Consider the following 25,682-nt stretch of genomic DNA (forward strand, 5'->3'; position numbering starts at 1 on the left):
ATCGTCTCTCCCTCTACTTGGCGATGTCGGACAGCTTGACCCTGAACAGCTTCATCACCAGCGTGACGAAGACGGTGCAGAGGATCAAGAGCAGGAAGGCGTAGGCCGAGCCGGTGTTCCAGTCGAGCGATTCAAACATCCATTGCTGGATGATCTCGGTGAACCAGCGCGAATTGGTCGAGGCGAGCAAGGTCGGCACGAGGATCGAACCGGCCGACAGCATGAAGACCATCACCGCGCCAGAGGCGATGCCCGGCTTGGCATGGGGAAGGACGATCCGCCAATGGATACGCCACCAGGGGGCGCCGAGGTCTTCGGCGGCTTCCAGCTGGTTGGTGTCGAGCGACTGGATGGCGTTATAGACCGGGAAGAGCATGAACAGGACATAGGTATAGACAAGCCCGATGATGACCGAGCGAAACCCGGTCATCCAGCGGATCGGCTTGTCGATCAGGTCGAGATTGACCAGGAAGAAGTTCAACGGACCGCGCAGCGACAGGATGATGAACCAGGCGAAGGACCGCATGATCTCGCTCACCCAGAGCGGAATGGTGAGGATCAGGAACAGCGTCGGCAAGCTGCGGACGGAGACCTTTTTCGCCAGATAATAGGCAAGCGGGTAGGCGATCGCGAAACAGATGACCGTGACGAGACAGGAATAGAGCACGGTCGAAAAGAAGACGGTGATGTGGATCGGGCTACCGAGGAAGGTCATGTAGTTCTTCAGCGTATAAACGTCTTTCGGCCCGCCCATTTCCTGAACCGGCAGATAGAGCCGGAACGAATTTTCGAACAGATAGAGATTGGGCAGGATGACCAGAACCAGCAGCCAGAAGGCGACGAGCAGGCAGATGATTGTGGTCAGCGGCAGGCCGTAGCGGTTGAGAAGATCGCTCATGCGGCTTTTTCCGCTTCGCCGAATGCCGGCGCCTCGTCGGTGAGGATCATCGCCCGGTCGCGGTCGAAGCTGGCAAACAGCTTTTCGCCGCGTTCGGGAAGCGGCGTGGTGCCGTCATTGCGCGCCTCCGAGACGACCATGCGGCCGAGATGATCCTGCGTCTGGATCGAGATGAAATTGCCTTCGAAAGCAATGTCGGTGACCTGAACCGGCATGCAGTTCTCACCGCCCTCTGCCTTGGCAAGGCGTACATGTTCCGGTCGGACATAAAGTTTCGGGTCCTGCAGTGTGCCGGGGCCAAGCCTGCCGTGGAAGGCGCCGTCGTCGCTGACGAAGGTGCCATGGGTGCCGTTGCGCTCAGTAAGGCGGCCGGAAAAGATGTTGTTCTCACCGACGAAGGAGGCGACGAAACCATTCGACGGATTGTCGTAGATTTCCCGCGGCGGGGCTGCCTGCTGCAGCCGCCCGTGGGACATGACACCGACACGATCGGACATGGCAAGCGCCTCGCCCTGATCGTGGGTGATATAGATGAAGGTCACCTGGGTGCGCTTCTGGATAGCGCGAAGCTCGGTGCGCATATGCTGGCGCAGTTTGAGATCGAGCGCCGAAAGCGGCTCGTCGAGCAGCATGACGGAGGGTTCGACGGCAAGCGCGCGGGCGATCGCCACACGCTGCTTCTGGCCGCCGGACAACTGGCTCACCGATTTGTCGGCGGCATTGGGCAGGTCAACAAGGGCTAGAAGCTCCTCCGCCTTCTTGCGGCGGGTCTTCTTGTCGACGCCACGGACTTCCAGCCCGAAGGCGATGTTTTCCCAGATCGACATCAGCGGGAAGAGCGCCAGGTTCTGGAAGATCAGCGCCGTCGGCCGCTGGTTGGGGCGCTGGTCGCGCATGTCCTTGCCGCCAATGCGCACCGTGCCGCTGGTCGGCGAGATGAAGCCCGATACCATTCTGAGGATCGTCGTCTTGCCGCACCCGGACGGGCCGAGGAAGGAGAAAAACTCTCCGGCCTGAATATCTACCGATACGTGGTCCACCGCGCGAAATCCCCCGAAATCCGCGCAAACGTTCTGTAGTTCAACACTGGCACTCATATCGACCGCTTTTCCTCTACACCGATCCGGGTACGTCAAGGGGACGCCGATCCACCCGGATGTATCCGGGTGGATCGGGTCAGCATCAGACTGCGGTTACGCGGCCTTGTACTTGTCGGCATATTCGCCGCGCTTGGCGAGGAACCAGGCGGCCTGTGCCGGCCACCAGTACATTTTGGAAACGGCATCGCCGGGGAAGCTCGACTTGTAATATTCGGAGACCGAGGGATCCATCTTGTCGATGCCGCCCTTGCCGACCGGATTGGCCGAGAAGGCGGTTGCCCACAGCGCAGAGCCTTCGGCGGTCGAGACCCATTTGGCGAATTCGTGCGCCTGCTCGATATTCTTGGCGTTCTTCATCAGCACCAGGCCCTGGTTCCAGGCGAAAGCGCCTTCCTTCGGTGCGATATAACCGTAACCTTCCTTGGCCATGTTGAAGCCGGTCGAATCCCAGCAGAGGCCAAGGGCTGCGCCATTGGTGCGGAAGGCGGCCTGGGCGTCGTTTTCACCGCTCCAGAACTGGACGACATTGGTCTTGGCCTTGATCGCTTCGGCAAGGGCGATATCCCACAGTTCGACCATGGTCTTTTCGTCCTTGTAGCCTTCGATCCACGGCTTCGGCAGCTTGCCCTCGGCATCCAGCCAGCGGCCCATGGCGGCAAGTGCTGAATGGCCGCGCACCGTCACGTTGACGTCCGGATTGAACAGGTCGGCGAGGCTGGCCTTGCCGTATTCGGTCGGGAATTCCTTCTTGGAATAGACCAGCGCCTCCGTGCCCCAGACGGAGGGGACGATCATGCGCTTGCCGTCGATCGTCGCTGCCTCGCCGGCGGAGGCGTTGGCCAGGCCATCGGCATAGTTGTCGAGGGTAAGCTTGTTCGTATCCCAGCCCTGGATCAGGCCATTGGCATTCCAGGCGGTGACGCGATCAAGTGTCGGCTCGATGATGTCGGAAGTGCCGGTTGCAAGCGAGATCTTCGCCTGGGCGAACATCGTGTCCTGGTCGGGCTGTTCGGTGAAGTTGACCTTGATGCCGGTCGCCTTGGTGAAGGCCGGGAAGACCTTTTCGGCCATGCCCGGATAACCGGCCCAGCCGGTGAAGTTCACTTCGCCGGAAGAGGCGAGCGCTGAGGAGGAGATGACGGCCGGGGCGGCAAGAATGCCGGCGCCGATCGCAGACGATTTGAGGATGGTACGACGTGTAAGCGGTGATTTCAGAATGCTCATCGGAGTGCTCCCGGTTTTGATGACCATTATTGGTAAACCCGCCGGTTTCCCGGACTTTATGTCGTAATCGGCGGCAACCAAGGTTGCGGCCGGCAGTCTGCAGTTCAGTGTCAGAAGCATGCAATTACGATCAGTCCCGCGTCTGGATCCTCCTCTTACTTGGCCATTGCAGGCGATGTTTCCGGCGTGCGTGCGCCGACATGTCCGCCGCGCAGGCTGACGATCTCGGCCAGAACGCAAAGCAGTTCGAACATGATGGTGACGCCGAGGAAAGCGGTGGCGCCGCTTGTGTCGAAGGGCGGCGAGACTTCCACAAGGTCGGCGCCGACGAGGTTGAGGCCGCGCAGTTCGCGCACCACCTGAAGCGCCTGAAAACTGTTCGGCCCACCGATTTCCGGCGTGCCGGTGCCGGGTGCAAAAGCCGGGTCGATGAAATCGATATCGTAGCTGACATAGGTATCACCGGTGCCGGCAATGGCGCGCGCCTCGGCCATCACATCCTCGACGCCGCGGGCGTGAAACTCCTCGATCGGGATGACGCGGATGCCGACGCTATCTGCAAAATCGCGGTCTTCGAAATCATAGGCCGGGCCGCGTATGCCGATCATGCAAACCCGTTTCGGGTCAAGCAAACCTTCCTCGACGGCGCGGCGAAAGGGTGTGCCATGGGTGTATTTGAAGCCGCCGAAATAGGAATGGAAAAGATCGGTATGGCTGTCGAAATGGATCATGCCGACAGGCTTGTCGCGACCAAGCGAACGCAGGATCGGCAGAGATGACAGGTGATCTCCGCCGGCCGTCAGAGGCAGGATGCCCGCCGCCTTCACGCCGTCGTAGAAGGCGGTGATGCGATGCATGGAATCCTCGATATCGGCCGGGTTCGGGCCGATATCGCCGAGATCGGCGCAATTGGCGAGATCGTAGGGGCGGATTTTCGTGGCGCCGTTCTGGTGGCGCACCATGGTGGAGAGATCGCGCAATTGCCGCGGTGCGTGGCGCGGACCGGGGCGGTTGGTGGTGCCGCCATCCCACGGCACGCCGATCAGGCCGATATCGACCTCGGACAGGCGCGCGCTATCCAGCGCGATATGCGGCAGCCGCATGAAGGTTGCGATGCCGGCAAAGCGCGGAAGATCAACCCCCGAGATCGGGCGGAAGTCGGATGTCGTCATGCAGTTCCCCTGGCGGCTTTCTGCCGCTCATGTTGACCGGAAGCTAACCATGTCCGTTGGCAACTGACAACTGGCCTGATCGTAATAGTAGCACAGGATCCCACGGGAGGCGCAGAGGAACCTGCCTATCTTGGCAGTATTGCGGAAAATTGAGGCGCAGTCTGCGCGTCTATTGGTCATTTTTTGCTGTCCTGCGGGATCGCCCGATGCATGCGAACGGCCGTGCGATTGCCCGGATGTTTGATGTTGCTGCCTTTTCTTCGGCCTTCGGGGGATTTTAGTCGGTGGGGGCAGGGTGGACGCGCTGGCGCCATCGTGCGTAAATTCTGGATCTGCCGAAGCCTGGCTTTATCCATCACTGTGCCGCGAGACATGCTTGATCTGCATGGCTTTTGTTGATGGATCGGGCTTGTCATCGTGGCACCGGGCGTTATGGCTTGGGCTGCAGCAGGCAGTCTTTCGCATGTGATTTCATACAAGGAGATAGTGATGAGTTCAGGAACGGCGCTTATTACCGGCGCAACGGCAGGCTTCGGCCAGGCGATCGCCCGTCGATTTGCCAGGGAGGGCTGGAAGGTCGTCGTCACCGGCCGGCGCAAGGACCGGCTCGATGCGCTGGTTGAAGAACTCGGCGGATCCGAGAAGGCTCATGCGCTGGTCTTCGATATCCGCGATGAAGCGGCCACCCGTGAGGCGCTGGCTTCCATTCCTCCCGAGTTTTCCGATATCGGCATCCTTGTCAACAATGCCGGTCTGGCGCTCGGCACGGGAGCGGCACAGGATAGCGATCTCGACCAATGGAAGACGATGATCGATACCAACATTACCGGTCTGGTGACGATCACCCGGCTGATGCTCGACCAGCTGATCGCCAGCCGCGGGCTGATCGTCAATCTCGCCTCGGTCGCCGCCAACTGGCCCTATCCGGGCGGCAATGTGTATGGCGCGACGAAATCCTTCGTGCAGCAGTTTTCGCGGGGCCTGAGAAGCGATCTTTCGGCCAAGGGGGTACGCGTCACCTCGATCGAGCCGGGCATGGCGGAAAGTGAATTCACACTGGTGCGCACCGGCGGCGACAAGGCCGCCTATGACAAGCTCTACGGCGGCGCCAACCCGCTGCAGCCGGAAGACATTGCCGAGACGATCTACTGGGTCGCCTCGCTGCCGGCGCATGTCAACATCAACACGCTGGAAATCATGCCCGTCAGCCAGTCCTGGGCACCGTTCCAGGTGTTTCGGGACGTGAAGTAGGGGCATCCCCTCACTCATTGCGGGGTGGGCGGCCCCTCACCCAGAGCGCAACGCGCTGCGCTCCACCTCTCCCCGTAAACGGGGCGAGGGAACGTGCCCCGCTCAAGGTGGGAGAGGGGGCGGAAACGGTGCGGCTTGCATCCTTCGCCCCGCTTGCGGGGAGAAGGTGGCGGCAGCCGGATGAGGGGCTGCACCAGAGACTTTTCAAAAAAGGGCTCTCTCAGAAGCCCCTTTTCTATTTTACCCAAACACCTTGGTCAGCGCCTTGTCGATGGCGCCGGTGATCTGGTCGATCTCGTCGGCATTGATGATCAGCGGCGGGCTCATGCAGAGCGTGTTGTTGAAGCCGGGGACCGAGCGGTTGGTGGCGCCGATGATGACGCCCTGGGCGAGGCAATCGCCGGTGACGGCCTGAACCATCTTTTCCGGTGCCGGTTCCTTGGTCTCGCGATCCATGACGAGTTCTGCGCCGCAGAACAGGCCGAGGCCACGCACGTCACCGATCACCTGATGGCGGCTCTGCAGCTCGCGCAGATTGCCGAGCAGGCGGTCGCTCATCTTGAGGGTGTTTTCGAGCAGGCCCTCTTCCTCGATGATGCGCATGTTTTCCAGCGCCGCGGCCGGGCCGGAAACGCAGCCGCCGAAGGTGGAGATGTCACGGAAATAGGACATCGGATCGGACGGATCGTCCTTGAACATGTCGAAGACCTTTTCGGTCGTCACGGTGCAGGAGATCGCCGCGTAACCGGAGGCGACGCCCTTGGCCATGGTGACGAAATCCGGCTCGATGCCGAAATGCTGGTAACCGAACCATTTGCCGGTACGGCCCATGCCGCAGACGACTTCGTCGATATGCAGCAGCACGTCGTATTTCTTGCAGATTTCCTGCACGCGCTGCCAATAGCCTTTCGGCGGAACGATGACGCCGCCACCGGCGGTGATCGGCTCGAGGCACAGAAGGCCGACGGTTTCGGGGCCTTCGCGCAGGATGACTTCCTCGATCGCATCGGCAGCCTTGATGCCGTAATCCTCGATCTCGCCCCACTGGCTACGATATTCCAGGCAATGCGGTACTTCGACGAAGCCCGGAGGCATCGGGCCGTACTGTTCGCGGCGTTCCTTCTGGCCGGCTGCGGCCAGCGTGCCGAGCGTGGTGCCGTGGTAGTCGCGGTCGCGGTAGAGGATCTTGTATTTGCCGCCATTGTGTTTGCGGTGCGCGATCTGGCGCACCATCTTGAACACCTTCTCGTTGGCTTCCGAGCCGGAGTTCGAATAATAGACGCGGCTCATGCCCGGCATCTTCTCGATCAGCTTTTCGGCAAACAGGGCGCCTGGAATATTGCCGGCGGCACCGGCGAAATAGTTGAGCTTGACCAGCTGGTCGCGCACCGCGTCCGCTATGCTGGTGCGGCCGTAACCGACATTGACGGTCCAGACGGCACCGGCCACAGCATCAAGATATTCCTTGCCGGTGGCATCCCAGACGCGGGTTCCCTTGCCCTCGACATAGATCTTCGGATCGACGCTCTCATATTGCTTGTGCTGTGACAGGTGATGCCACACATGGGTGCGATCGGCCTCGATGACGGCCTGGATGTCGTTTTGGCGAGACGCAACGTTCATGATATTCCCTCGTTCTTGTTGTCGAGACGCTAACATCAATCGGCGCGAATGCAGCGCTTGCGGCTTGCTGGCTCCATGAAAATGCCAATCTGGTTCCGTGTCAAAGCGTTTTGTGCGGCGAGCGGGCGTCAGCCGCATTCGCGGATGGCTTCGGCAAGACGGATGAGGCCGGCCTCGATCCGGTGCGCCGGGATCGAGCTGAAACCGAGGCGGAAGAAATTTCGCCCGGCCGATGGGTCGGAAAAGAAGATCTCGCCGGCCTCGACCAGGACGCCCTTGCGGCGCGCCAGTTCAACAAGCCGGCGGGCATCCATCGACGGCGGTCCTTCGACCCACAGGCTGGTGGCGCCGCGCCCGCGCATCGTCCGGCAGTCGGGCAGATATTTTGGCAGCAATTGCTCGATTAAAGCCGAGCGTTCCAGCATGGCCGCACCTGCCTTGTTGAGATGCTGGCGATAATGGCCGAGTGCGATGAAGGTGGCGAGTGTGCGCTGGTTGTTGGTGGCCGGGTGGCGCAGCATGATCCGGCGCAAAACGCGCAATTCGCTGACGACCGGTCTTGGCGCGACGATGTAGCCGATCCTGAGGCCCGGCGCGACAACCTTCGAAAAGCTGCCGACATAGAGCACCCGGCCGGTGCGGTCGAGGCTTTTCAGCGATGGCAGATTGCCGTCTTCCTGGATCGACAGGTCGGCATCGTAATCGTCCTCAACGATCAGCACATCCTCTTTTTCGGCGGCCTCCAGAATGGCCCGGCGGCGTTCGATCGGGGTGACGATCGTGGTCGGGCAATGGTGGCCGGGCGTCATGAAGGCGACCTTGGACCCTGCAAAGATCTCGTCCGGCACGACGCCGTGTTCGTCGGAGGTGAGATAGCTGAGATTGCGGGTGGCAAGCGCCACCATGTTGCGCATGTCGGGATAACCGGGATCCTCGACGGCGGCCGGGGTTTCGGGGCCGACCAGAAGGCTGACCAGCATGGACAGCGCCTGCTGCGAGCCGACGGTGATGATCACCTCGCCCTGTGCCGCAAAGATCCCACGTCGCGGCAGGACCTGCACCCTCAGCTGCTCGATCAGGTCGGGATCGTCGTCATCGATCATGTCGCCGGCCCAGCCCTGGATTTCCTGCACGCTGGACGTGGCGCGCACTGCCTCGCGCCAGTTGTTGGTCGGGAAAAGCTCGGGATCATACTGGCCAAAAAGGAAAGGGTAGGGGTAGGACTGCCAGTCGCGTGGCTTGGAATGCTGACGCAGCTTCGACGGCTCAAGGACGAAACGCTCGGCCCAGGTCCTGCCTTCCGCCGGATATCTCGCCTCGGTTTCCGGCCTCGGGGCAATGTCGGCGACGAAGATGCCGGTCCGTTCGCGGGAGACGAGAATGCCCTCGTCGATCAGCTGCTGGTAGGCCGATGTGACGGTGTTGCGGCCGATCCGCAGCGTCGCCGCCAGATTGCGGCTCGGCGGCAGGCGCATGTTGGCGGGCAGGGTGCCGGTTTCGACCGCATGAACGATCATCCGGCGGATCTGGATATTCAGCGGCTGCCCGTCGCGCGAAAAGTCGCCGAAGACGGAATTCCAGGAGACGTCGAGCTGTTGTCTGAGGGCCGGTTTGCGCATGTTCGCAGCTAAGCAAAAAACGGCGAAGCGGGAAAGGTGTGTCGCGTCGGTTCCACCTCTCCGGAATATGATCGAAACTGCAGGTTCGCGTACCGGAAAGGGGTGAAACAGCTTTCTGCTCCAATCACATTCCCCTAAAAATACACGGACTTGGCAATCCGTGGGAGGAAACATGAAGATCACCAAGCTGGAGACGGTGCGTGTCGCCGAGCGGAGCAACCTGCTCTGGGTTCTGGTTCACACCGATGAGGGCATTACGGGTCTCGGAGAGACGTTTTTCGGTGCCGAGACGGTGGAGAGCTATATCCACGAATATGTCGCGCCGCGGGTGATCGGCCGCGATCCGTTGGCGATCGATCTTCTGGCCCAGGATCTCGTCGGATATGTCGGTTTCCGATCGTCCGGCGCTGAGGTGCGCGGCAATTCGGCCTTCGACATCGCGCTCTGGGACATCTTTGGCAAGTTCACCGGCCAGCCGATCGCGCAATTGCTTGGCGGTTTCTCCCGCCGCGAAATCCGCACCTACAATACCTGCGCCGGAACCGAATATATCAAGAAGGCGACCGGGCAGACGACGGCCAATTACGGCCTGGCGACCGGCAAGGATTATGACGATCTCAACGGCTTCCTGCACCGGGCCGACGAACTGGCGGAATCGCTGCTTGCCGATGGCATTACGGCGATGAAGATCTGGCCGTTCGATCAGGCGGCGGAAAAGACCAAGGGCCAGTATATCTCGTCTACCGATATGAAGGCAGCGCTCGAACCGTTCGAGAAGATCCGCAAGGCAGTCGGCGACAAGATCGATATCATGGTCGAATTCCATTCGATGTGGCAGCTACTGCCGGCAATGCAGATCGCCAAGGCTTTGACGCCTTACGGAACGTTCTGGCACGAAGACCCGATCAAGATGGACAGCCTGTCCAGCCTCAAGCGGTATGCGGAAGTGTCGCCAGCGCCGATTTCGGCATCCGAGACGCTCGCCAGCCGCTGGGGTTTTCGCGACTATCTGGAAACCGGGGTGGCCGGCATCGTCATGCTCGACATTTCCTGGTGCGGCGGCTTGTCGGAAGCGCGCAAGATCGCCTCGATGGCCGAGGCCTGGCACCTGCCGGTCGCGCCGCATGACTGCACCGGTCCCGTCGTGCTCTGCGCCTCGACGCATTTGTCGCTCAATGCGCCGAATGCGCTGGTGCAGGAAAGCGTGCGCGCCTTCTACAATACCTGGTACCGCGATCTGGTGACGGCCTTGCCGGAGGTGAAGAACGGCATGATCACCGTGCCGCCCGGCCCCGGCCTCGGCATGGAGCTGAACCCCGATTTGGACAAGGTGTTCACCGTTAGCCGGCGGTTCTCCGACGCGTCGAGCCTGTGAGATCGTGATGCAGGCCTCGTCCATTCCCGGCTTGAAGAGCATGTCGGCCGCCGGCCCGGCGCTGATGCTGCTCGGCATGCTGATGTTCGCGCTCAACGACACGATGGGCAAATGGCTGGTGGCCAGCTACGGGCTCGGGCAGGTGGTGCTGTTGCGCAGTGTCGCGGCGCTGATCATCCTCGTGCCGATGGTGTGGATGGCCGGGCTGCCGGCAATCCGCAACGCCGAGCGGCCCTGGATGCAGCTCGCCCGCGTGGTCTGCTCGACGGCCGAAGTGTTCGCTTTCTATTATGCGGTCATGTATCTGCCGCTTGCCGATGTGATGACCTATTGGCTGGCGGCACCGATCTATGTCGCGGCTTTATCGCCGCTTCTGCTCGGCGATCATGTCGGCTGGCGGCGATGGACGGCAATTGCCGTCGGATTTGTCGGCGTCATCATCACGCTGGAACCGTCTACGGCGATGTTCACCGCGCCGGCGGTGATCTCGATTCTCGGCAGCGGCGCTTTCGCCTTCATGATGATTTCCGGGCGGTTCCTGCGCAATACGCCGGATTCGACGCTGGTGTTTTTCCAGGTCAGCGGTGCCGGGCTTGCGGGTCTGGTGTTTGCGCCATTCGATTGGGGCCCGATCCAGTCGGGCTTCGATCTCGGCCTGCTCGGTCTTCTCGGCATTGTGGCGATGGCGGCGCATATGCTGGTCAACCGGGCCTTGAAGATCTCGGATGCGGCAACCGTCGCACCGCTGCAATATACGCTGCTTCTGTGGGCGGTGCTGTTCGGCTGGATGTTCTTCGGTGATGTGCCGCGGGCAAGCATGCTCATTGGGGCGGCGCTGATCGTGGCGTCGGGCCTATTCATTTTCATCCGCGAGCAGATGCTGAAGAAACGGGACAAGGTGCTTCCGGCCATTCCGGAATAGAGCCAACAAAAAAGTCCGCGCCGTTGGGGCGCGGACTTCGTCTACGACAACTGGATCCGGGGAGTGTAAGCCGGATCAGTTGCCGCGGATGGTCTTCAGATCGGCGAGAATACCGTCGACGACGTCAGGACCGATCTCGGCCTTGTGCTTTTCGTAGACGATCATCGACTTCTCGCGGATGCGGGCCTGTTCTTCCGGCGAAAGCGTGTTCACCTGAATGCCGGCTTCCTTGATCTTTTCCAGCGACTTCTTGTTGAGGTCTGCAATCACCTGACGCTCGACGTCACGGCCGACCACGGCGCAGTCACGCAAAGCCTGCTGCTCGTCGGCGGCATAGGTGTTGAAGATTGCCTTGGAGAAGAGGAAGAGGAACGGCGTGTAGGCGTGGTTGGTTTCCGTCACGTATTTCTGCACTTCGAAAAATTTCGATGTGTCGATCGTCACGTAGGGGTTTTCCTGGGCGTCGATCGCCTTGGTTTCCAGCGCCGAGTAGATTTCGCCGAAAGCCATCGGGGTCGCGTTGGCGCCGAGGTTCTGGAAGGTGTCGAGGAAGATGTTGTTCTGCATGACGCGAACCTTCATCCCCGAGAAGTCTTCCCATTTGGTGACGGGATGCTGGGAGTTGGACAGGTTGCGGAAACCGTTTTCCCAGTAGGCGAGGTTGACGAGGCCGGCGGCATCGAGCTTGGCATTCATGCTGTCGCCGAACTTGCCGTCGAGAACCTTGTAGGCTTCCGAGGCATTCTGGAACAGGAAGGGCAGGTCGAAGACGCCGAGTGCAGGGATAATGCCGACGAGCGGCGAGGACGAGGTGACCACGGCTTCCTGAACGCCCGAACGCAGCGCCTGGGTTGCCTGAAGGTCGCCGCCGAGCGCTCCACCCCAGAAGGCGGTGAGCTTCATCTTGCCGCCGGACTTTTCGTCCAGGCAGGCCTGCATGGCCTTGATGCCGTTGCCGACCGGGTGGTCGGCATTGATGCCGTTGGAGACGCGGATGTTGCGGCTCTTGAAGTCGGCAAAGGCCGGTGCCGAGCCGGAGATCGCGATGGCAATCGCAGTGGTTGCAAAAAGTAGCTTCTTCATAAGATCCTCCCAATGGACGTTGAAGTGAAACAGGTTGATGGTCAGCCGGTCAATGCAACCATCGTGCAGGTACGATCACGAGATCGGGAAACAGAACGAGCAGGAACAGCACGATCGTTTCGGCGATCAGGAACGGCAAGACGCCGCCCGTGACCTTGCCCAGCGGTATCCTCCCGACACCGCTGACAACGTTGAGAACAATGCCGACCGGCGGCGTGATGAGGCCGATCGAATTGTTGATGATGAAGAGTACGCCGAAATAGACCGGATCGATGCCCGCCTGCTTGATGATCGGCATCAGGACAGGTGTCAGGATCAGGATGGTCGGCGTCAGGTCGAGTGCGGTGCCGACAATCAGCACGAGGACCATGATGGCGAACATCAAGAGGATCGGTCGGTCGATCAGCGGCTCGATGTAACCTGCGATTTCCGCCGGGATATTGGCGGCGGTGATCAGCCAGGCCGAGACGAGCGCGGCGCAGACCAGGAACATGATGACCGAGGTGGTCTTGGCCGCCTGCAGGATGACGCGCGGCAGGTCGCGTGGCTTGAGCTCACGGTAGATGACCATGCCGACGAACATCGCATAGGCTGCCGCGATGACGGCGGCCTCCGTCGGGGTGACGACGCCGGCCTTGATGCCGCCGAGGATGATGACCGGCATGCCAAGCGCCCAGAGCGCCCGACCCGTTGCTCTCAGTCGTTCCTTGTAGCTGGTCTTCGGCAGCGCCTGGACATTGTCCTTGCGGGCGACGATCAGCCAGGTGATGACCAGCGACAGGCCCATCAGGATGCCGGGGAAAATGCCGGCCATGAACAGCTGGGTGATCGACACGTTGGCGGCGACGCCGAACACGATGAAGGCCATGGATGGCGGGATGACCGGGGCGATGATGCCGCCGGCGGCAATCAGGCCGCCGGAGCGGGGCACGTTATAACCGGCCTTGGCCATCATCGGGATGAGGATCGCGGCCAATGCTGCGGTATCGGCCGCTGCCGAACCGGAGATCGAGGCCATGATCAGGGCGGCGACGATCGCCACGATGCCGAGGCCGCCGCGGATATGTCCTACACAGGCAATGGCAAACTCGATGATGCGCTTCGACAACCCGCCGGAATTCATCAATTCGCCTGCGAGGATGAAGAAGGGGATGGCGAGCAGGGTGAAGGTATCGGCACCCGCAATCATGTTCTGGGCGATGATCTGCGAATTGAACATGTCCATGTACCACATGAGCATGACGCCGCAGAACATTAGGGAAAAGGCGACGGGAACGCCGATCGCCATGGCTCCGAGCAGGGAGCCGACAAAGACAAAAAGTGTCATATCAGGTGCGCTCCGCCATCTGTTCGATCGTCAGGTTTTCACCCGTGAACGCCGCAATTTCCTCTTCGGTGACGCGGCCCGTCAGCAGACGGATAAGGCGTTCCAGCGCGATCAGCACGCAGCCTGCGCCGGTGAAAAAACCGACGCCGTAGACCCAGCCCATCGACAGGCCGGTAACCGGTGCCACCATGCTGGTATTGATGGGAAGCTGAACCCAGGTTCCCCAGAAGAAGATGGCGGAACAGCCGATGATCGTGATGTTGCTCAGGATCATGCAGACGATACGGCCCTTGCGGCCCAGCAGGGCCACCAGGGATTCGACGCCGAGATGGGCGTGTTCGCGGAAGGCCACGACCGCCCCGATGAAGGTTATCCAGACGAAGAAGTAACGAGACATCTCGTCGGAAATGTTGATGCCCTGGTTAAAACCGTAACGAAGCACGACATTGCCGAACACCATCAGGGCCATGCCTGCCAGAAGCAGAATGAGCAGGAGCTCCAGGAACCTGAAAAATAGATCTGTAATCTTTTGCATTTGCTCCTCCCTGATGCCCTTACAAAAGACCGCGCCGGGCCAGATTTTTCATCAGCGCGGTGATCCCGAATGTCCATTCGGGGCAGGTGTCGCTGTGTTCCACCCTGTTGATCAGCCTGCCGAGCGTCGGGGTGGAAATCTCGACGACATCGCCGATCTCATGGGTGAAGCCGAGGCCCTTGCCGCGACGGTCTTTCACCGGGGCAAACATGGTGCCGAGGAAAAGCAGTGCGCCATCCGGATACTGGTGGTTGCGGTTCAAGAGCTGCGATGTGAGGTTTTCCGGCGAACGGCTGATCGCCTGCATGGCGCTGACGCCGGCCATCTCGAAACCGTCCTCGCCTTTGACCGACAGGCTGACCTCGGCCGACTTGATGTCGTCGATGGTGAATTTGCCGTCGAACAGGCGGATGAATGGGCCAACGGAACAAGAGGCGTTGTTATCCTTCGCCTTGCTCAAGAGCAGCGCCGAACGGCCTTCGAAATCGCGCAGGTTGACGTCGTTGCCGAGCGTCGCGCCGATGATTTCGCCCTTCGAGGTAATGGCAAGCACGACCTCCGGCTCGGGATTGTTCCAGTCGGATTTCGGGTGGATGCCGACATCCGCCCCGCAGCCGACCGACGACATCGGCTGGGCCTTGGTGAAGATTTCCGCATCCGGGCCGATGCCGACTTCGAGATATTGCGACCACAGGCCCATGTCCTGCAGCAGGTGTTTTACTTCGGCCGCCTTTGTCGAACCGGCGACGAGGCCCTTGAGATTGTCGCCGAGCACCGGCGCCAGACGGCCGCGGATTTCCTGGGCGCGCAGCGGGTCACCCTTGGCCTGTTCCTCGATCACCCGTTCCAGCATGCTGGAGGCAAAGGTGACGCCGGCGGCCTTGATCGCCTGAAGGTCGGCAGGGGCCAGAAGCTGTCCGGCGCTGCCGCTCAAGAAATCATCAAGGCTGCCCAGATTGGTGAACGCGGACGTATTTGAAAGCTTTGCGACCAGATCTTCGATCTCCAGAAGCGCGGACAAAGTCGGCGCCAGCGAAGAGAGATCCAGAAGATGTCCATCGGAAAACAGCACCGGGCAGGGGCCGGCTGCGGCATTGGACCAGACGCGTCCGACCAGAAGCGCGCTCGACGCATCCGCGGGCAAGATAATACGAGACGACAGGGCATGCTGATGTGCCAAGAAATACTCCCCCCATGTTCGGGAAAGGGCCTCCACCCTTTCCGGCCTTGTCAGATGTCTGACAACGTTAGATCCGTTTTAATATGACTTTTGCGCTTTGTCTATAACGGCCGATGAAACCTATCGGGGAAAAACGTCCCGACTGTGGTTCCCCGGAAATGCGGCGTCAGACCATATCCAACTTCAGGCTGAGACGGCCTGCCGCACCGTTCAGATGATAGCGCATCGCAGCCTTCGCCTTCATCGGGTCGCCGGTTGCGATGGCATCCCGGATGGCCACGTGTTCGGCGATCGTCACCTCGACGATCTCCTCCAGAACTGCTGCGGCGCGGGCGGCGTTGATGGCGATATGGGTTCGTTCGGTGATGAAGCCGACGAATTGCTGGAAATATTCGTTCTGGGTGGCGGCAGCGACGGCGCGGTGGAAGGCGAGATCGGCGACGACGCCCTGTTCGCCCCATTTTTCCGCACCGGTCATCTGCGCAAGGATTTCGTCCAGCCTTGCGAGATCGTCTGCCGAATGATGCAGGGCGGCAAGCCCCGCGGCTTCGGTCTCCAATGCGAAACGAACCTGAAACAGATCGCGGAAGGCGACCCGGTCTCCGGGGGCGCCGGGCTCGATGCGGATCGACTGGCGCTGCTGCATCTCGGTGGCGAAGGCGCCGACCCCTTGGCGGGTTTCGACCAGCCCCTCGTTGCGCAGATGGGCGATCGCCTCGCGCACGACCGAACGGCTGACACCAAAGGTTTGGGCCAGCAGATGTTCGGTCGGCAGTTTCTGCCCCGGCTGGATGCGGCCATCGGCGATTTCACGGCCGATCTCGGCGGCAATGCGTATCGGCAGATGTTCGCTTCTCTTGATTTCCCGGAAATCGGCCATGCGCATCGTTCCTTGTGATGGCTAGCGCATATCCGCGCTGAGGTCGATTTGGCAATGGGGGTTGAGGATGAGGTCCGGGTCGATCGCCTTCTTGATCGCGACGAGCAGGTTGCGCTTCGTTTCCGACAGGCGCTCTTCGAAATCCTCCCGCTTCAGGCGGCCGATGCCGTGTTCGGCGCTGATGCTGCCCTTGTATTTGTCGACCACGACGTTGACGACCTTCTTGGCCTTGTAGATCTTGTCGTGGCGTTCCTCGATGGTCGAACCGTTCGGCGGCAGGACGTTCAGGTGGACATTGCCGTCGCCGACATGGCCGTAAGAGACGCTGGTGCAGTCGGGCAGGGCTTCCGCTACGGCTGCTTCCGCATCGATGACGAAGGCGGCGAGTTGCGACAGCGATACCGAGATGTCGGTGCGCATATGGGCGCCGCGCTTGGCCTGACCCTCGTTCATGCCTTCGCGGATCAGCCAGAGATTGCGCGCCTGCCCTTGTGAGGTGGCGATCGTGCCATCGACCACCAGACCATCCTCCATCACGGCTTCGAGGAAACGGTGCATCAGGTCGTCGATATCGACGAGACCGGAGCCGGAGATTTCCATCAGCACATAGGCGGGATACTCGCCCGAGAGCGGGATCGGCAGATCCGGCATGGCTTCCTGCGCCAGCGTGAAGGCGAGCGGCGGCATGAATTCGAAGGCCGACATCAGGTCGCAACAGTCGCGTCTGGCGCGGCGATAAAGGGTGATCGCATCGTCCAGCGAATTCAACGCCAGAAGGGCGGTCGCGACATTGTCGGGATAGGGGGTGAGCTTGACCGATACGGCGGTGATGATGCCGAGCGTGCCTTCCGCGCCGATGAACAGCTGCTTGAGGTCCAGCCCGCGATTGTCCTTGCGCAGGGTCGAGAGGCCGTCGAAGACGCTGCCATCAGGCAGCACCACCTCGAGGCCGAGAACCAGTTCGCGGGTCATGCCGTAACGCAGGACATTGATGCCGCCGGCATTGGTGGAGACATTGCCACCGATACGGCAACTGCCTTGAGCGCCGAGTGCCAGCGGGAAGAACATGCCTTTTTCGGCAATCACGTCCTTCAGTTCGGCCAGGATGCAGCCGGCCTCGACGACGGCGGAGAAATCATCGCTGTCTATATCACGGATCCTGTTCATCCGCTCGAGGGAGAGAACGACCTGACGGTCCGCATCGTCCGGTATGCCGCCGAGCACCAGGCCGGTATTGCCGCCCTGCGGCACGATCCTGAGGCCAAGGTCGCGGCAGGCTTTGATCGCGGCCTGAACATCGGCGGTCGAGCGTGGGCGGATCACGGCCACCGCGCCACTCGTCACGTCACCGTGCCAGTCGCGGCAATAGCTCAGCATGTCGTCGGGATTGGTCAGAACAAGGTCATCGCCCAGAACAGCGCGTAGCGAAAGACGCTGCTCGGCGATCGAGCACGTGGTCTCAGTCATGTGGTCTCTCCTCCCACGGATTGCCCGGATCTCTCCCTCCGGCAGTCCGAAGACATTGCATTGTGTCCTAGCATTCTTCGCCAGCAGTTTTTTCGGCGCAGGCAAGTTCTGCTATTCCCAAACCGAGCATACAGAGTTATCAGACAACCTTACAAGAGGAATTTCGTGGTGTATCCACGGTTGTATGGGAGGAATCATGCATATTCTTGTTATCGGTGCTGCCGGCATGGTCGGTCGCAAGCTCACCCAGCGTCTCGTTTCGGAGGGGGCGCTGAACGGCAAGCCCATCGATGCGCTGACGCTGGTCGATGTCATAGAGCCCGAGGTGCCGGCCGGATTTTCCGGCAAGGTGGTGACGCTCGCTTCGGATTTCAGTCTGCCGGGAGAGGCGGAAAAGCTGATTGCGGCGCGTCCCGACGTGATCTTCCATCTGGCGGCCATCGTGTCGGGCGAGGCGGAACTCGATTTCGACAAGGGCTATCGCATCAATCTCGATGGCAGCCGCTTCCTGTTCGATGCCATCCGGTTGCAAAACCAGAAGGATGGCTATTTCCCGCGGGTGGTGTTCACCTCGTCGATCGCCGTTTTTGGCGCGCCTCTGCCTTATCCGATCCCGGACGATTATTTCCTGACGCCGCTCACCAGCTATGGCACGCAGAAGGCGATGAGCGAGCTGCTGCTGGCCGATTACAGCCGTCGGGGTTTCTTCGACGGGATCGGCATCCGGCTTCCCACCGTCTGCATCCGTCCCGGCAAGCCGAACAAGGCTGCGTCGGGCTTCTTCTCCGGCATATTGCGTGAGCCGCTTGTCGGACAGGAAGCGATCCTGCCGGTATCCGACGATGTGCGGCATTGGCATACGTCGCCGCGCTCCGCCGTCGGCTTTCTCATCCATGGGGCCGGTCTCGATCTTTCGAAGCTCGGCTGGCGCCGCAGCCTTGCGATGCCGGGCGTCAGCGCCACGGTCGGCGAACAGATCGAGGCGCTACGCCGGGTGGCCGGTGAGGATGCCGTGAAGCTGATCCGCCGCCAGCCGGACGAGATGATCATCAAGATGGTTGCCGGCTGGGCTCCGGGCTTCGAGGCCAAGCGTGCCAGCGAACTGGGCTTTACCTCGGAGAAAAACTTCGACGAGATCATCCAGGTGCATATCGAGGATGAGCTGGGAGGCAAGGCATGACCTCCGGCGACACGAAAAAGCGGATCGCCTTTCTCGGGCTTGGCCTGATGGGCGGGCCGATGGCGCGGCGGCTTGCCCGCGCCGGTTATCCGATCACGGTGTGGAACCGCGATGTGGCCAAAGCCACGCCGCTTGAGGCCGACGGCGCGGTGGTCGCCGCGTCGGCGGTCGAGGCGGTGCGCGATGCCGATATCGTCTTCACCATGCTGACGGACGGGAATGTCGTCGGCGCCGTGCTGTTCGATGGCGGCGTGGCCGAGGCGATGAAACAGGGTTCGGTGCTGGTCGATACAAGTTCGATTGCGCCTCCGATTGCCCGCGAACACTCGGCGAAGCTTGCTGCGATGGGTATCAAGCATCTCGACTCACCGGTCTCCGGCGGTGTCGTCGGGGCCGATGCCGGAACGCTGGCGATCATGGCCGGCGGTGACGGCGATGTGGTGGCAGGTCTTGCGGATGTCTATGGCGTTCTCGGCCGGGTCACCCATGTGGGGCCGAGCGGAGCGGGGCAGGTGTGCAAGCTCGCCAACCAGCAGATCGTCGCGGTGACGATCGGTGCGGTGGCCGAAGCGATGATCCTGGTTCAGGCTGGCGGTGCGTCGCGCGAAGCGTTTCGCAATGCCATTCGCGGCGGGTTTGCTGAAAGCCGTATCCTTGAACTGCACGGTGCGCGGATGGTGGAGCGGAATTTCGAGCCCGGTGGGTCTTCGAAAAACCAGCTGAAGGACCTCAGGGCGGTGGTGGCACTTGCCGAAGATCTCGGGCTCACCTTGCCGCTCACCGGCACGGTGCATGGCGAATATTCGGATTTTGTTGCCGCCGGCGGTGGAGAGCGCGACCATAGTGGTCTACTCCTTCATCTGGAAGGTCTCAATCCGAAGACCTGAAGGCCTGGGTTTGCAATTTGCCGAAGGCCCCGAAACTGACCCTTTGGGCCTTCGTTTCCCTTCCGCCGAAGGCCTCAAGAGCCTTCGTTGCTCCTCTATTCTGAAGCAGGAAAAAACATGAGCCAGCAATTGTTCAACCTCGGGGGCCGCACGGCGCTCGTTACCGGTTCGTCGCGCGGCCTCGGCAAGGCGATCGCCAAGGGTCTCGGTGAGGCAGGCGCCAGCCTCGTCATCAACGGCATCGATGCCGGACGCTGCGAGGATACGGCGGCGGAACTGCGTGCCGAAGGGTTCAACGCGATGGCGGCCGCCTTCGACGTTGCCGATGAGGCCGCTGTTGTGGCCGCCATCGAAGCGCTCGATGCGGAAGGCATCGAGATCGACATTCTCGTCAACAATGCCGGCATCCAGCTGCGCAAGCCGATGATCGAGCTGACCAGCGCCGAATGGCACAAGGTTCTCGACACGAACCTGACCAGCGCCTTCCTCGTTGCCCGCGAAGTCGCCAAACGAATGCTGCCGCGCGGGCGGGGCAAGATCGTCAATATCGGTTCGCTGATGAGCGGTCTGGCGCGTCCGACGGTTGCCCCCTACACGGCGGCCAAGGGTGGTGTGAAGCTGCTCACCCAGTCGATGACGGCGGAATGGGCGCCGCACGGTATCCAGTCCAATGCGATCGGCCCCGGTTATATGCTGACCGACATGAACCAGGCGCTGATCGACAACAAGGAATTCAACGACTGGGTGATCGGCCGTACGCCGTCGCGGCGCTGGGGCGATCCCAAGGATCTGGTCGGGGCGGCGGTGTTTCTCTCGTCTTCGGCGTCCGACTATATCAGCGGCCAGATCATCTATGTCGATGGCGGGATGACGGCGGTTCTCTGAGACGGCACTCGTTTCGATGCGCCAATTTGTCGTATTGACCGCCAATTAATGCTGGCGTGGGCCGTCTTTCGGGGGTAGCACGGAGGAATACCCCAAATTCTTGGGGGACACCCCAACCCCTGGCGCGGCCCGCGGACGCGATGTCCCATCCCCTCCGGCCGCCGCGCTTTTCAGAAATGGATCTGCGCTGTGGATGACACCTTGGCAAAAGACGTGACCTCGTCGCCCATCGACGAAAAGGTCAGGCTGAAATCGATTATCGGCGGCTCTGCCGGTAATCTGGTCGAGTGGTATGACTGGTATGTCTATTCCGCCTTCACCCTTTATTTCGCCCCGATCTTTTTTCCTTCCGGCGACCAGACGGCGGAGCTTCTGAGTGCCGCCGCCGTGTTTGCCGTCGGCTTCCTGATGCGGCCGATCGGCGCCTGGTTCATGGGCATCTATGCCGACCGAAAAGGCCGCAAGGCGGGTCTGACACTTTCCGTTACGCTGATGTGTCTCGGTTCTTTCCTCATTGCCGTGACGCCGGGTTACCAGACGATCGGGCTTCTGGCGCCGGCCATCCTCGTCTTCGCGCGTTTGTTGCAGGGCATCAGCGTCGGCGGCGAATATGGTGCCAGCGCCACTTACCTCAGCGAAATGGCTGGCCGCAGCCGTCGCGGTTTCTTCTCCAGCTTTCAATATGTGACGCTGATCTCCGGCCAGCTGGTCGCGCTTGCGGTGCTTCTCGTGCTGCAGGCGCTTTTGACGGCGGAACAGCTGCAGTCCTGGGGCTGGCGTGTGCCGTTCTTCATCGGCGGCCTGCTGGCGATCGTAGTCTTCTATATCCGCCGCGGCCTTGCCGAAACACAGTCGTTCAAGAATGCCGACAAGGATGCGAAAAAGTCTTCCGGCGGCTGGGAACTGTTCCGCCGTTATCCGAAAGAGGCTTTCCTGGTCATGGCGCTGACCTCCGGCGGTACGCTCGCCTTTTATGCCTATACGACCTATCTGCAGAAGTTCCTGGTCAACACCTCGGGTTTCAGCAAGGAGACGGCGACCGAGATCACCACGGCGGCGCTGTTTGTCTTCATGCTCTGCCAGCCGGTTGCCGGCGCCTTGTCCGACCGTGTCGGGCGAAAGCCGCTGATGGTCGGGTTCGGTATTCTCGGCACGCTGTTCACCTATCTGATCTTCACCTCGCTTGCCGCGACCACCAATGCGTTCACCGCCTTCCTGCTGTCGCTTGTCGGCCTCCTGATCGTCACCGGCTATACCTCGATCAATGCGGTGGTGAAGGCGGAGCTTTTCCCGGCGCATATCCGCGCGCTCGGCGTGGCGCTGCCTTATGCGCTTGCCAATACGATCTTCGGCGGCACGGCGGAATTCGTGGCGCTGAAGTTCAAGCAGATCGGCCATGAAAGCTGGTTCTTCTGGTATGTGACGATCATGATCGCAATCTCGCTGGTCGTCTATGTGAAGATGCGCGACACCAAGCACCACAGCCATATTCAGGAAGACTGATTCTTCCCGGTTTTCCGATCGACATTCAGGATTGATGTTCCAGAAGGCGGGCCCGATGAGGTCCGCCTTCACTTTTTTACCGTGCCGAAACAAGGGCGGCCTCCGCGGATCACTCGAAAAGACAGGCGGCATCAGCCTCGATCAAGGCTCGGCGTTCAGGCTTTGCGCTATCGCCTGCACGACCCTCTCCCAGTCGCATTTGTTTACCGCATCTTAAGACCTGGGCGGTCGTGTTAACTGTTTGTTAACCATGTCAGCGGTAGACATCGGGCAACGATTTTTTAACGTAGATGACCAAAGTGCTAACAGACGCTCGCTCCATTCGCATCAAGGGCCGTTCGTTCCTGGCGGTCGTTCTTTCGCCGGATCTTCCGCTGGATCAATGGCTTGACCGCCTCGATGATCTGGCGGCCCGCTCGGCCGGCTTCTTTCTCGACCGTCCGGTCGTGCTGGACGTTTCGGACCTGCCGCTCAAGAAGGCGGAACTGAAACAGCTGATCGACGACCTTGCCGAACGCAAGGTCCGCATCATGGGTGTCGAGGGGGCTCGCCCCTCGCAGCTTACCCCTGACATGCCGCCGGCGATGAAGGGTGGCAAGCCTGCAGCCGATGTCGAGGTGACGGAACGCGAGGTAGAGCCGGAAACGGAGGCCGCGGAAGTCAAGGCACCCGTCAGGGCGGAAGCACCGCAGGTGCGGGCGATCCCGCGGTCGCTCACCATCGACGAGCCGGTGCGTTCCGGCCAATCGATCATCTTTCCGGAAGGCGATGTGATCATCGTCGGTTCGGTCGCATCCGGTGCCGAAGTCATCGCCGGCGGTTCGATCCACATCTACGGTTCGCTGCGCGGCCGGGCGATGGCGGGGTCGATCGGCAATACCAATGCACGGATTTTCTGCCGCCGTCTCGAGGCGGAGCTGATTGCCATCGACGGTATCTACAAGATGGCCGAGGACATGGACGAAAGCCTTCGCGGGCGGGCCGTGCAACTGTCGCTCGAGGGCGACGTGATCATGGCAGACATACTTTTCTGAACCGCAATATGGTCAGACATCAGGAGAACAAGATGGGGAAAGTCATCGTAGTGACGTCCGGCAAGGGCGGTGTTGGCAAGACGACATCGACAGCCGCACTGGGTGCAGCGCTTGCACAGCGCAATGAAAAGGTCGCCGTCGTCGATTTCGATGTCGGGCTTCGCAATCTCGACCTGATCATGGGTGCCGAACGTCGGGTCGTCTATGACCTCGTCAACGTCATCAATGGCGATGCCAAGCTGCCGCAGGCGCTGATCCGCGACAAGCGGCTCGACACGCTGTTCCTGCTGCCGGCCTCGCAGACGCGGGACAAGGATGCGCTGACGGAAGAGGGCGTCGAACGCGTCATCGGCGAATTGAAGAAATATTTCGACTGGGTCATCTGCGACAGCCCGGCCGGCATCGAAAAGGGCGCCACCCTTGCCATGCGCCATGCCGATGTGGCCGTCGTCGTCACCAATCCGGAAGTCTCTTCGGTGCGTGACAGCGACCGGATCATCGGTCTGCTCGATTCCAAGACGCTGAAGGCCGAAAACGGCGAGCGGATGGAAAAGCACCTGCTCCTGACCCGCTACGATTCCGTCCGGGCCGAGCGTGGCGACATGCTGAAGGTCGACGACGTTTTGGAAATCCTGTCCATCCCGCTTCTCGGCATCATTCCGGAAAGCATGGATGTGCTGAAGGCCTCCAACCTCGGCTCTCCAGTGACGCTTGCCGATCAGCGCAGCGCGCCGGCACAGGCCTATTTTGAAGCTGCCCGCCGTCTGGCCGGCGAAGTTGTCCCCGTGACGGTACCGGGCGAAAAGCGGGGTATCTTCGGCAAAATCTTCGGAAGGAAGGCCGCATGAGCATACTGCGTCTTTTCACCCGGTCGCGGCGCTCGGCGCCTGCAGCGCGCGAGCGCCTGCAGGTCCTGCTCGCCCATGAGCGCGCCTCTTCGGGCTCCGACCTCACCGCGATCCTGCGCGAGGAAATCCTCGCCGTCATCGCCAAGCATGTGCAGCTCGACGGCGACCGGGTCACGGTCAAGGTCGATCGCGATGAGAATGTCTCGATCCTCGAGATCGATGTCGAGATCCCGCTCGATGCCGCCAGGGCTGCCTGACCGACACGAGTGAGCCGAGGTGCCTACCTCGCAGAACCAATCAGAAAAAGGCGGCGCGGATTGATCCGCGCCGCCTTTTACTGTTGTCAATTTTCAGAGCAAGTCACGACCTGTTACGCGGGGTACCCGACATGACGGGAAGCCTTAAGAGGTGAAGCTCTTCAGGCGGGCATCGGGTGCATCCGGCTTGCCGGCGCTTTTTTCGGCTGGGTCGCCTTGCGCAAAGTCAGTTTTCCAGCTGCGTAAAACAGCAGGAATGATCCTATCTGGTAAGGGAAGATCACGTCGATCTCGACAAAGGAACGGACGAGAAGAAGGCTCATGATGCCGAACAGGAGCAGTGATTCCGGTGTCCTGGCGATAGTCAACAACCGCTTTAAGTGGCCAAACAGGCTTGTCAGCATGATCAATGCCAGCAGCGCCATGCCGACGACCCCCGTCTCGACCATGGTTTCGATATAGGTGTTGTGAAAATGGAAGCCGCTGCGTCCGGCAATGCCGAAATAGTCCCACAGACGCTCCGCCTCCGGAAAGCCGACGACCCAGTAACCCTGGTAGCCGATACCGAAAATCGGGTGATCGGCGATTGCAAGGAAGCCCTGCTGCCAGAGATAGGTACGACCGGTCAGCGTGGTATCCTTGCCGAAGACACCAAGGATAGCGTCGGCAGCGCCGAATTGCATAGCACCAACAACAGTTGCGACAGCAAGCACGACGGCGCCGCTGAAGAAGAGGCGCCGGTGCCGGGGCGAGAATATCATGAACCCCTGCAATCCGATGCAGCCAGCGACAATGGCGAGGGTGGTGATGACCGAAGTGGCGGACTGGGAGGCAAAGAGACAATAGGCGGACAGAAGGCTGACGACCATGGCGATTGGCAGCCAGAGCCTGCGCTCACCAAAGACCATCACGGCCGCATAGCAGAAATACACCCCGAGAGATGCATAGAAACCGAGCTGGTTCTTTGAAGAGAAGGCTCCGACAAAACTATAGGTGCCGTCGATCGCATCCGGCAGATAGGTGCCGAACAGCAGCGAATAGACCAATACGATGGCAACGCCGACGATGGCGCCGCGGGTCAGCGTATGGGCACTGACCACACGCATGGCGATCAGCGCGCAGATGGCATGGGTCAGGTACTGGATGGCAGTACGCAGCGATATCCCGAATGCCTGAGACCAGAAGGCGGATACGAAACAGAACAGGACAAAGCTGAATATCCAGACATATTTCAGATAATTGCCAAGCGCCTTGCGGTAATCGACCATCACCAGCAGGAACCAGACGCCATAAAAGGCGAGGATCGAAAGCTGGCCGAACCGCGCGGAATAGGCGAACACGAAAAAAGAGAGCGCTATGGCGAAAATGCCATAGAGCTCATTCTTTGCCGGGTCGATGAGGGTGGACTTGGCAATTTTCATGCGAGGGCTGA

General features: G+C 60.8%; 23 protein-coding genes. 10 read left to right on the plus strand and 13 right to left on the minus strand.

Going from position 1 to position 25,682, the window contains the following annotated elements:
* Positions 1–13 precede the first annotated feature (13 nt).
* The 4 genes from AC2GXZ_RS00715 to AC2GXZ_RS00730 form a co-directional block, all read right to left on the minus strand.
* Positions 14–898 (minus strand): ABC transporter permease, encoded by an 885-nt coding sequence (locus AC2GXZ_RS00715; RefSeq protein ID WP_483757208.1) that lies wholly within the window; start codon positions 896–898, stop codon positions 14–16.
* Positions 895–1,995, minus strand: coding sequence for an ABC transporter ATP-binding protein (locus AC2GXZ_RS00720; RefSeq protein ID WP_483757209.1), 1,101 nt, complete (start codon positions 1,993–1,995; stop codon positions 895–897). The genes AC2GXZ_RS00715 and AC2GXZ_RS00720 overlap by 4 nt, the downstream gene beginning before the upstream one ends.
* 96 nt (positions 1,996–2,091) lie before the next feature.
* The gene (locus AC2GXZ_RS00725; protein WP_483757210.1) at positions 2,092–3,222 is read right to left on the minus strand and encodes an extracellular solute-binding protein; all 1,131 of its coding nucleotides are present in this window, start codon (positions 3,220–3,222) and stop codon (positions 2,092–2,094) included.
* A 155-nt stretch (positions 3,223–3,377) separates the two neighbouring features.
* Positions 3,378–4,394 (minus strand): agmatinase, encoded by a 1,017-nt coding sequence (locus AC2GXZ_RS00730; RefSeq protein WP_483757211.1) that lies wholly within the window; start codon positions 4,392–4,394, stop codon positions 3,378–3,380.
* 489 nt (positions 4,395–4,883) lie between these two features.
* Between AC2GXZ_RS00730 and AC2GXZ_RS00735 the strand changes: the two genes are divergently transcribed.
* Positions 4,884–5,645, plus strand: a complete 762-nt coding sequence (locus AC2GXZ_RS00735; RefSeq protein WP_483757212.1) for an SDR family NAD(P)-dependent oxidoreductase — start codon at positions 4,884–4,886, stop codon at positions 5,643–5,645.
* 240 nt (positions 5,646–5,885) lie between these two features.
* Here the strand turns inward: AC2GXZ_RS00735 and AC2GXZ_RS00740 are convergent, their stop codons facing one another.
* Positions 5,886–7,268, minus strand: coding sequence for an aminotransferase family protein (locus tag AC2GXZ_RS00740; RefSeq protein ID WP_483757213.1), 1,383 nt, complete (start codon positions 7,266–7,268; stop codon positions 5,886–5,888).
* 128 nt (positions 7,269–7,396) lie between these two features.
* Positions 7,397–8,887, minus strand: coding sequence for an aminotransferase-like domain-containing protein (locus tag AC2GXZ_RS00745; RefSeq protein WP_483757214.1), 1,491 nt, complete (start codon positions 8,885–8,887; stop codon positions 7,397–7,399).
* Between the two features lie 172 nt (positions 8,888–9,059).
* Between AC2GXZ_RS00745 and AC2GXZ_RS00750 the strand changes: the two genes are divergently transcribed.
* Both AC2GXZ_RS00750 and AC2GXZ_RS00755 read left to right on the plus strand, forming a co-directional pair.
* Positions 9,060–10,262, plus strand: coding sequence for a mandelate racemase/muconate lactonizing enzyme family protein (locus tag AC2GXZ_RS00750; RefSeq protein WP_483757215.1), 1,203 nt, complete (start codon positions 9,060–9,062; stop codon positions 10,260–10,262).
* Between the two features lie 7 nt (positions 10,263–10,269).
* Positions 10,270–11,184: a DMT family transporter gene (locus AC2GXZ_RS00755; RefSeq protein ID WP_483757216.1), complete on the plus strand. Its 915-nt coding sequence runs from the start codon at positions 10,270–10,272 to the stop codon at positions 11,182–11,184.
* 75 nt (positions 11,185–11,259) lie between these two features.
* Here the strand turns inward: AC2GXZ_RS00755 and AC2GXZ_RS00760 are convergent, their stop codons facing one another.
* From AC2GXZ_RS00760 to AC2GXZ_RS00785, 6 genes are all read right to left on the minus strand, one after another.
* On the minus strand, positions 11,260–12,267 hold the full coding sequence (locus AC2GXZ_RS00760) for a TRAP transporter substrate-binding protein (RefSeq protein ID WP_483757217.1): 1,008 nt from the start codon (positions 12,265–12,267) through the stop codon (positions 11,260–11,262).
* Positions 12,268–12,316: 49 nt separating this feature from the next.
* A complete protein-coding gene (locus tag AC2GXZ_RS00765) occupies positions 12,317–13,594 on the minus strand; it encodes a TRAP transporter large permease (protein ID WP_483757218.1) in 1,278 nt (425 codons plus the stop codon).
* A 1-nt stretch (position 13,595) separates the two neighbouring features.
* The gene (locus AC2GXZ_RS00770) at positions 13,596–14,129 is read right to left on the minus strand and encodes a TRAP transporter small permease (protein WP_483757219.1); all 534 of its coding nucleotides are present in this window, start codon (positions 14,127–14,129) and stop codon (positions 13,596–13,598) included.
* Between the two features lie 19 nt (positions 14,130–14,148).
* On the minus strand, positions 14,149–15,309 hold the full coding sequence (locus AC2GXZ_RS00775; protein ID WP_483757220.1) for a fumarylacetoacetate hydrolase family protein: 1,161 nt from the start codon (positions 15,307–15,309) through the stop codon (positions 14,149–14,151).
* A gap of 166 nt (positions 15,310–15,475) precedes the next feature.
* Complete coding sequence (locus tag AC2GXZ_RS00780) at positions 15,476–16,195, minus strand: FadR/GntR family transcriptional regulator (RefSeq protein WP_483757221.1); 720 nt, start codon at positions 16,193–16,195, stop codon at positions 15,476–15,478.
* A 15-nt stretch (positions 16,196–16,210) separates the two neighbouring features.
* Positions 16,211–17,656, minus strand: a complete 1,446-nt coding sequence (locus tag AC2GXZ_RS00785) for an FAD-binding oxidoreductase (RefSeq protein WP_483757222.1) — start codon at positions 17,654–17,656, stop codon at positions 16,211–16,213.
* A 196-nt stretch (positions 17,657–17,852) separates the two neighbouring features.
* On the opposite strand from AC2GXZ_RS00785, the gene denD reads away from it, so the two are divergent.
* The 7 genes from denD to minE all read left to right on the plus strand — a co-directional run bounded on the left by denD (position 17,853) and on the right by minE (position 24,250).
* Positions 17,853–18,836, plus strand: a complete 984-nt coding sequence (gene denD, locus AC2GXZ_RS00790) for a D-erythronate dehydrogenase (protein ID WP_483757223.1) — start codon at positions 17,853–17,855, stop codon at positions 18,834–18,836.
* A complete protein-coding gene (locus tag AC2GXZ_RS00795) occupies positions 18,833–19,723 on the plus strand; it encodes an NAD(P)-dependent oxidoreductase (RefSeq protein WP_483757224.1) in 891 nt (296 codons plus the stop codon). The genes denD and AC2GXZ_RS00795 overlap by 4 nt, the downstream gene beginning before the upstream one ends.
* A 117-nt stretch (positions 19,724–19,840) precedes the next feature.
* A complete protein-coding gene (locus tag AC2GXZ_RS00800) occupies positions 19,841–20,608 on the plus strand; it encodes an SDR family oxidoreductase (RefSeq protein ID WP_483757225.1) in 768 nt (255 codons plus the stop codon).
* Between the two features lie 201 nt (positions 20,609–20,809).
* Complete coding sequence (locus AC2GXZ_RS00805; protein ID WP_483757226.1) at positions 20,810–22,111, plus strand: MFS transporter; 1,302 nt, start codon at positions 20,810–20,812, stop codon at positions 22,109–22,111.
* Positions 22,112–22,401: 290 nt separating this feature from the next.
* Complete coding sequence (gene minC, locus AC2GXZ_RS00810; RefSeq protein ID WP_483757227.1) at positions 22,402–23,145, plus strand: septum site-determining protein MinC; 744 nt, start codon at positions 22,402–22,404, stop codon at positions 23,143–23,145.
* Positions 23,146–23,177: 32 nt separating this feature from the next.
* Positions 23,178–23,993, plus strand: coding sequence for a septum site-determining protein MinD (minD, locus tag AC2GXZ_RS00815; RefSeq protein WP_483757228.1), 816 nt, complete (start codon positions 23,178–23,180; stop codon positions 23,991–23,993).
* The gene (gene minE / locus AC2GXZ_RS00820; RefSeq protein ID WP_483757229.1) at positions 23,990–24,250 is read left to right on the plus strand and encodes a cell division topological specificity factor MinE; all 261 of its coding nucleotides are present in this window, start codon (positions 23,990–23,992) and stop codon (positions 24,248–24,250) included. The genes minD and minE overlap by 4 nt, the downstream gene beginning before the upstream one ends.
* Positions 24,251–24,411: 161 nt before the next feature.
* On the opposite strand, the gene AC2GXZ_RS00825 is transcribed toward minE, so the two are convergent.
* Positions 24,412–25,671 carry an O-antigen ligase family protein gene (locus AC2GXZ_RS00825; RefSeq protein WP_483757230.1) on the minus strand — a complete coding sequence of 420 codons (1,260 nt, stop codon included), beginning with the start codon at positions 25,669–25,671 and terminating at the stop codon, positions 24,412–24,414.
* Positions 25,672–25,682 lie beyond the last annotated feature (11 nt).

Source organism: Aliirhizobium sp. YIM B11859 (genome assembly GCF_057163345.1).

Bases quoted from the DNA above. Each gene is read 5' to 3' on its own strand.
- AC2GXZ_RS00735 (WP_483757212.1), top strand. From the start codon at position 4,884: ATGAGTTCAGGAACGGCGCTTATTACCGGCGCAACGGCAGGCTTCGGC.
- AC2GXZ_RS00750 (WP_483757215.1), top strand. From the start codon at position 9,060: ATGAAGATCACCAAGCTGGAGACGGTGCGTGTCGCCGAGCGGAGCAAC.
- AC2GXZ_RS00720 (WP_483757209.1), bottom strand. From the start codon at position 1,995: ATGAGTGCCAGTGTTGAACTACAGAACGTTTGCGCGGATTTCGGGGGA.
- AC2GXZ_RS00780 (WP_483757221.1), bottom strand. From the start codon at position 16,195: ATGCGCATGGCCGATTTCCGGGAAATCAAGAGAAGCGAACATCTGCCG.
- AC2GXZ_RS00765 (WP_483757218.1), bottom strand. From the start codon at position 13,594: ATGACACTTTTTGTCTTTGTCGGCTCCCTGCTCGGAGCCATGGCGATC.
- minD (WP_483757228.1), top strand. From the start codon at position 23,178: ATGGGGAAAGTCATCGTAGTGACGTCCGGCAAGGGCGGTGTTGGCAAG.
- AC2GXZ_RS00740 (WP_483757213.1), bottom strand. From the start codon at position 7,268: ATGAACGTTGCGTCTCGCCAAAACGACATCCAGGCCGTCATCGAGGCC.
- AC2GXZ_RS00725 (WP_483757210.1), bottom strand. From the start codon at position 3,222: ATGAGCATTCTGAAATCACCGCTTACACGTCGTACCATCCTCAAATCG.
- minC (WP_483757227.1), top strand. From the start codon at position 22,402: ATGACCAAAGTGCTAACAGACGCTCGCTCCATTCGCATCAAGGGCCGT.
- denD (WP_483757223.1), top strand. From the start codon at position 17,853: ATGCATATTCTTGTTATCGGTGCTGCCGGCATGGTCGGTCGCAAGCTC.
- AC2GXZ_RS00730 (WP_483757211.1), bottom strand. From the start codon at position 4,394: ATGACGACATCCGACTTCCGCCCGATCTCGGGGGTTGATCTTCCGCGC.
- AC2GXZ_RS00745 (WP_483757214.1), bottom strand. From the start codon at position 8,887: ATGCGCAAACCGGCCCTCAGACAACAGCTCGACGTCTCCTGGAATTCC.
- AC2GXZ_RS00715 (WP_483757208.1), bottom strand. From the start codon at position 898: ATGAGCGATCTTCTCAACCGCTACGGCCTGCCGCTGACCACAATCATC.
- minE (WP_483757229.1), top strand. From the start codon at position 23,990: ATGAGCATACTGCGTCTTTTCACCCGGTCGCGGCGCTCGGCGCCTGCA.
- AC2GXZ_RS00770 (WP_483757219.1), bottom strand. From the start codon at position 14,129: ATGCAAAAGATTACAGATCTATTTTTCAGGTTCCTGGAGCTCCTGCTC.
- AC2GXZ_RS00800 (WP_483757225.1), top strand. From the start codon at position 19,841: ATGAGCCAGCAATTGTTCAACCTCGGGGGCCGCACGGCGCTCGTTACC.
- AC2GXZ_RS00755 (WP_483757216.1), top strand. From the start codon at position 10,270: ATGCAGGCCTCGTCCATTCCCGGCTTGAAGAGCATGTCGGCCGCCGGC.
- AC2GXZ_RS00795 (WP_483757224.1), top strand. From the start codon at position 18,833: ATGACCTCCGGCGACACGAAAAAGCGGATCGCCTTTCTCGGGCTTGGC.
- AC2GXZ_RS00825 (WP_483757230.1), bottom strand. From the start codon at position 25,671: ATGAAAATTGCCAAGTCCACCCTCATCGACCCGGCAAAGAATGAGCTC.
- AC2GXZ_RS00760 (WP_483757217.1), bottom strand. From the start codon at position 12,267: ATGAAGAAGCTACTTTTTGCAACCACTGCGATTGCCATCGCGATCTCC.
- AC2GXZ_RS00785 (WP_483757222.1), bottom strand. From the start codon at position 17,656: ATGACTGAGACCACGTGCTCGATCGCCGAGCAGCGTCTTTCGCTACGC.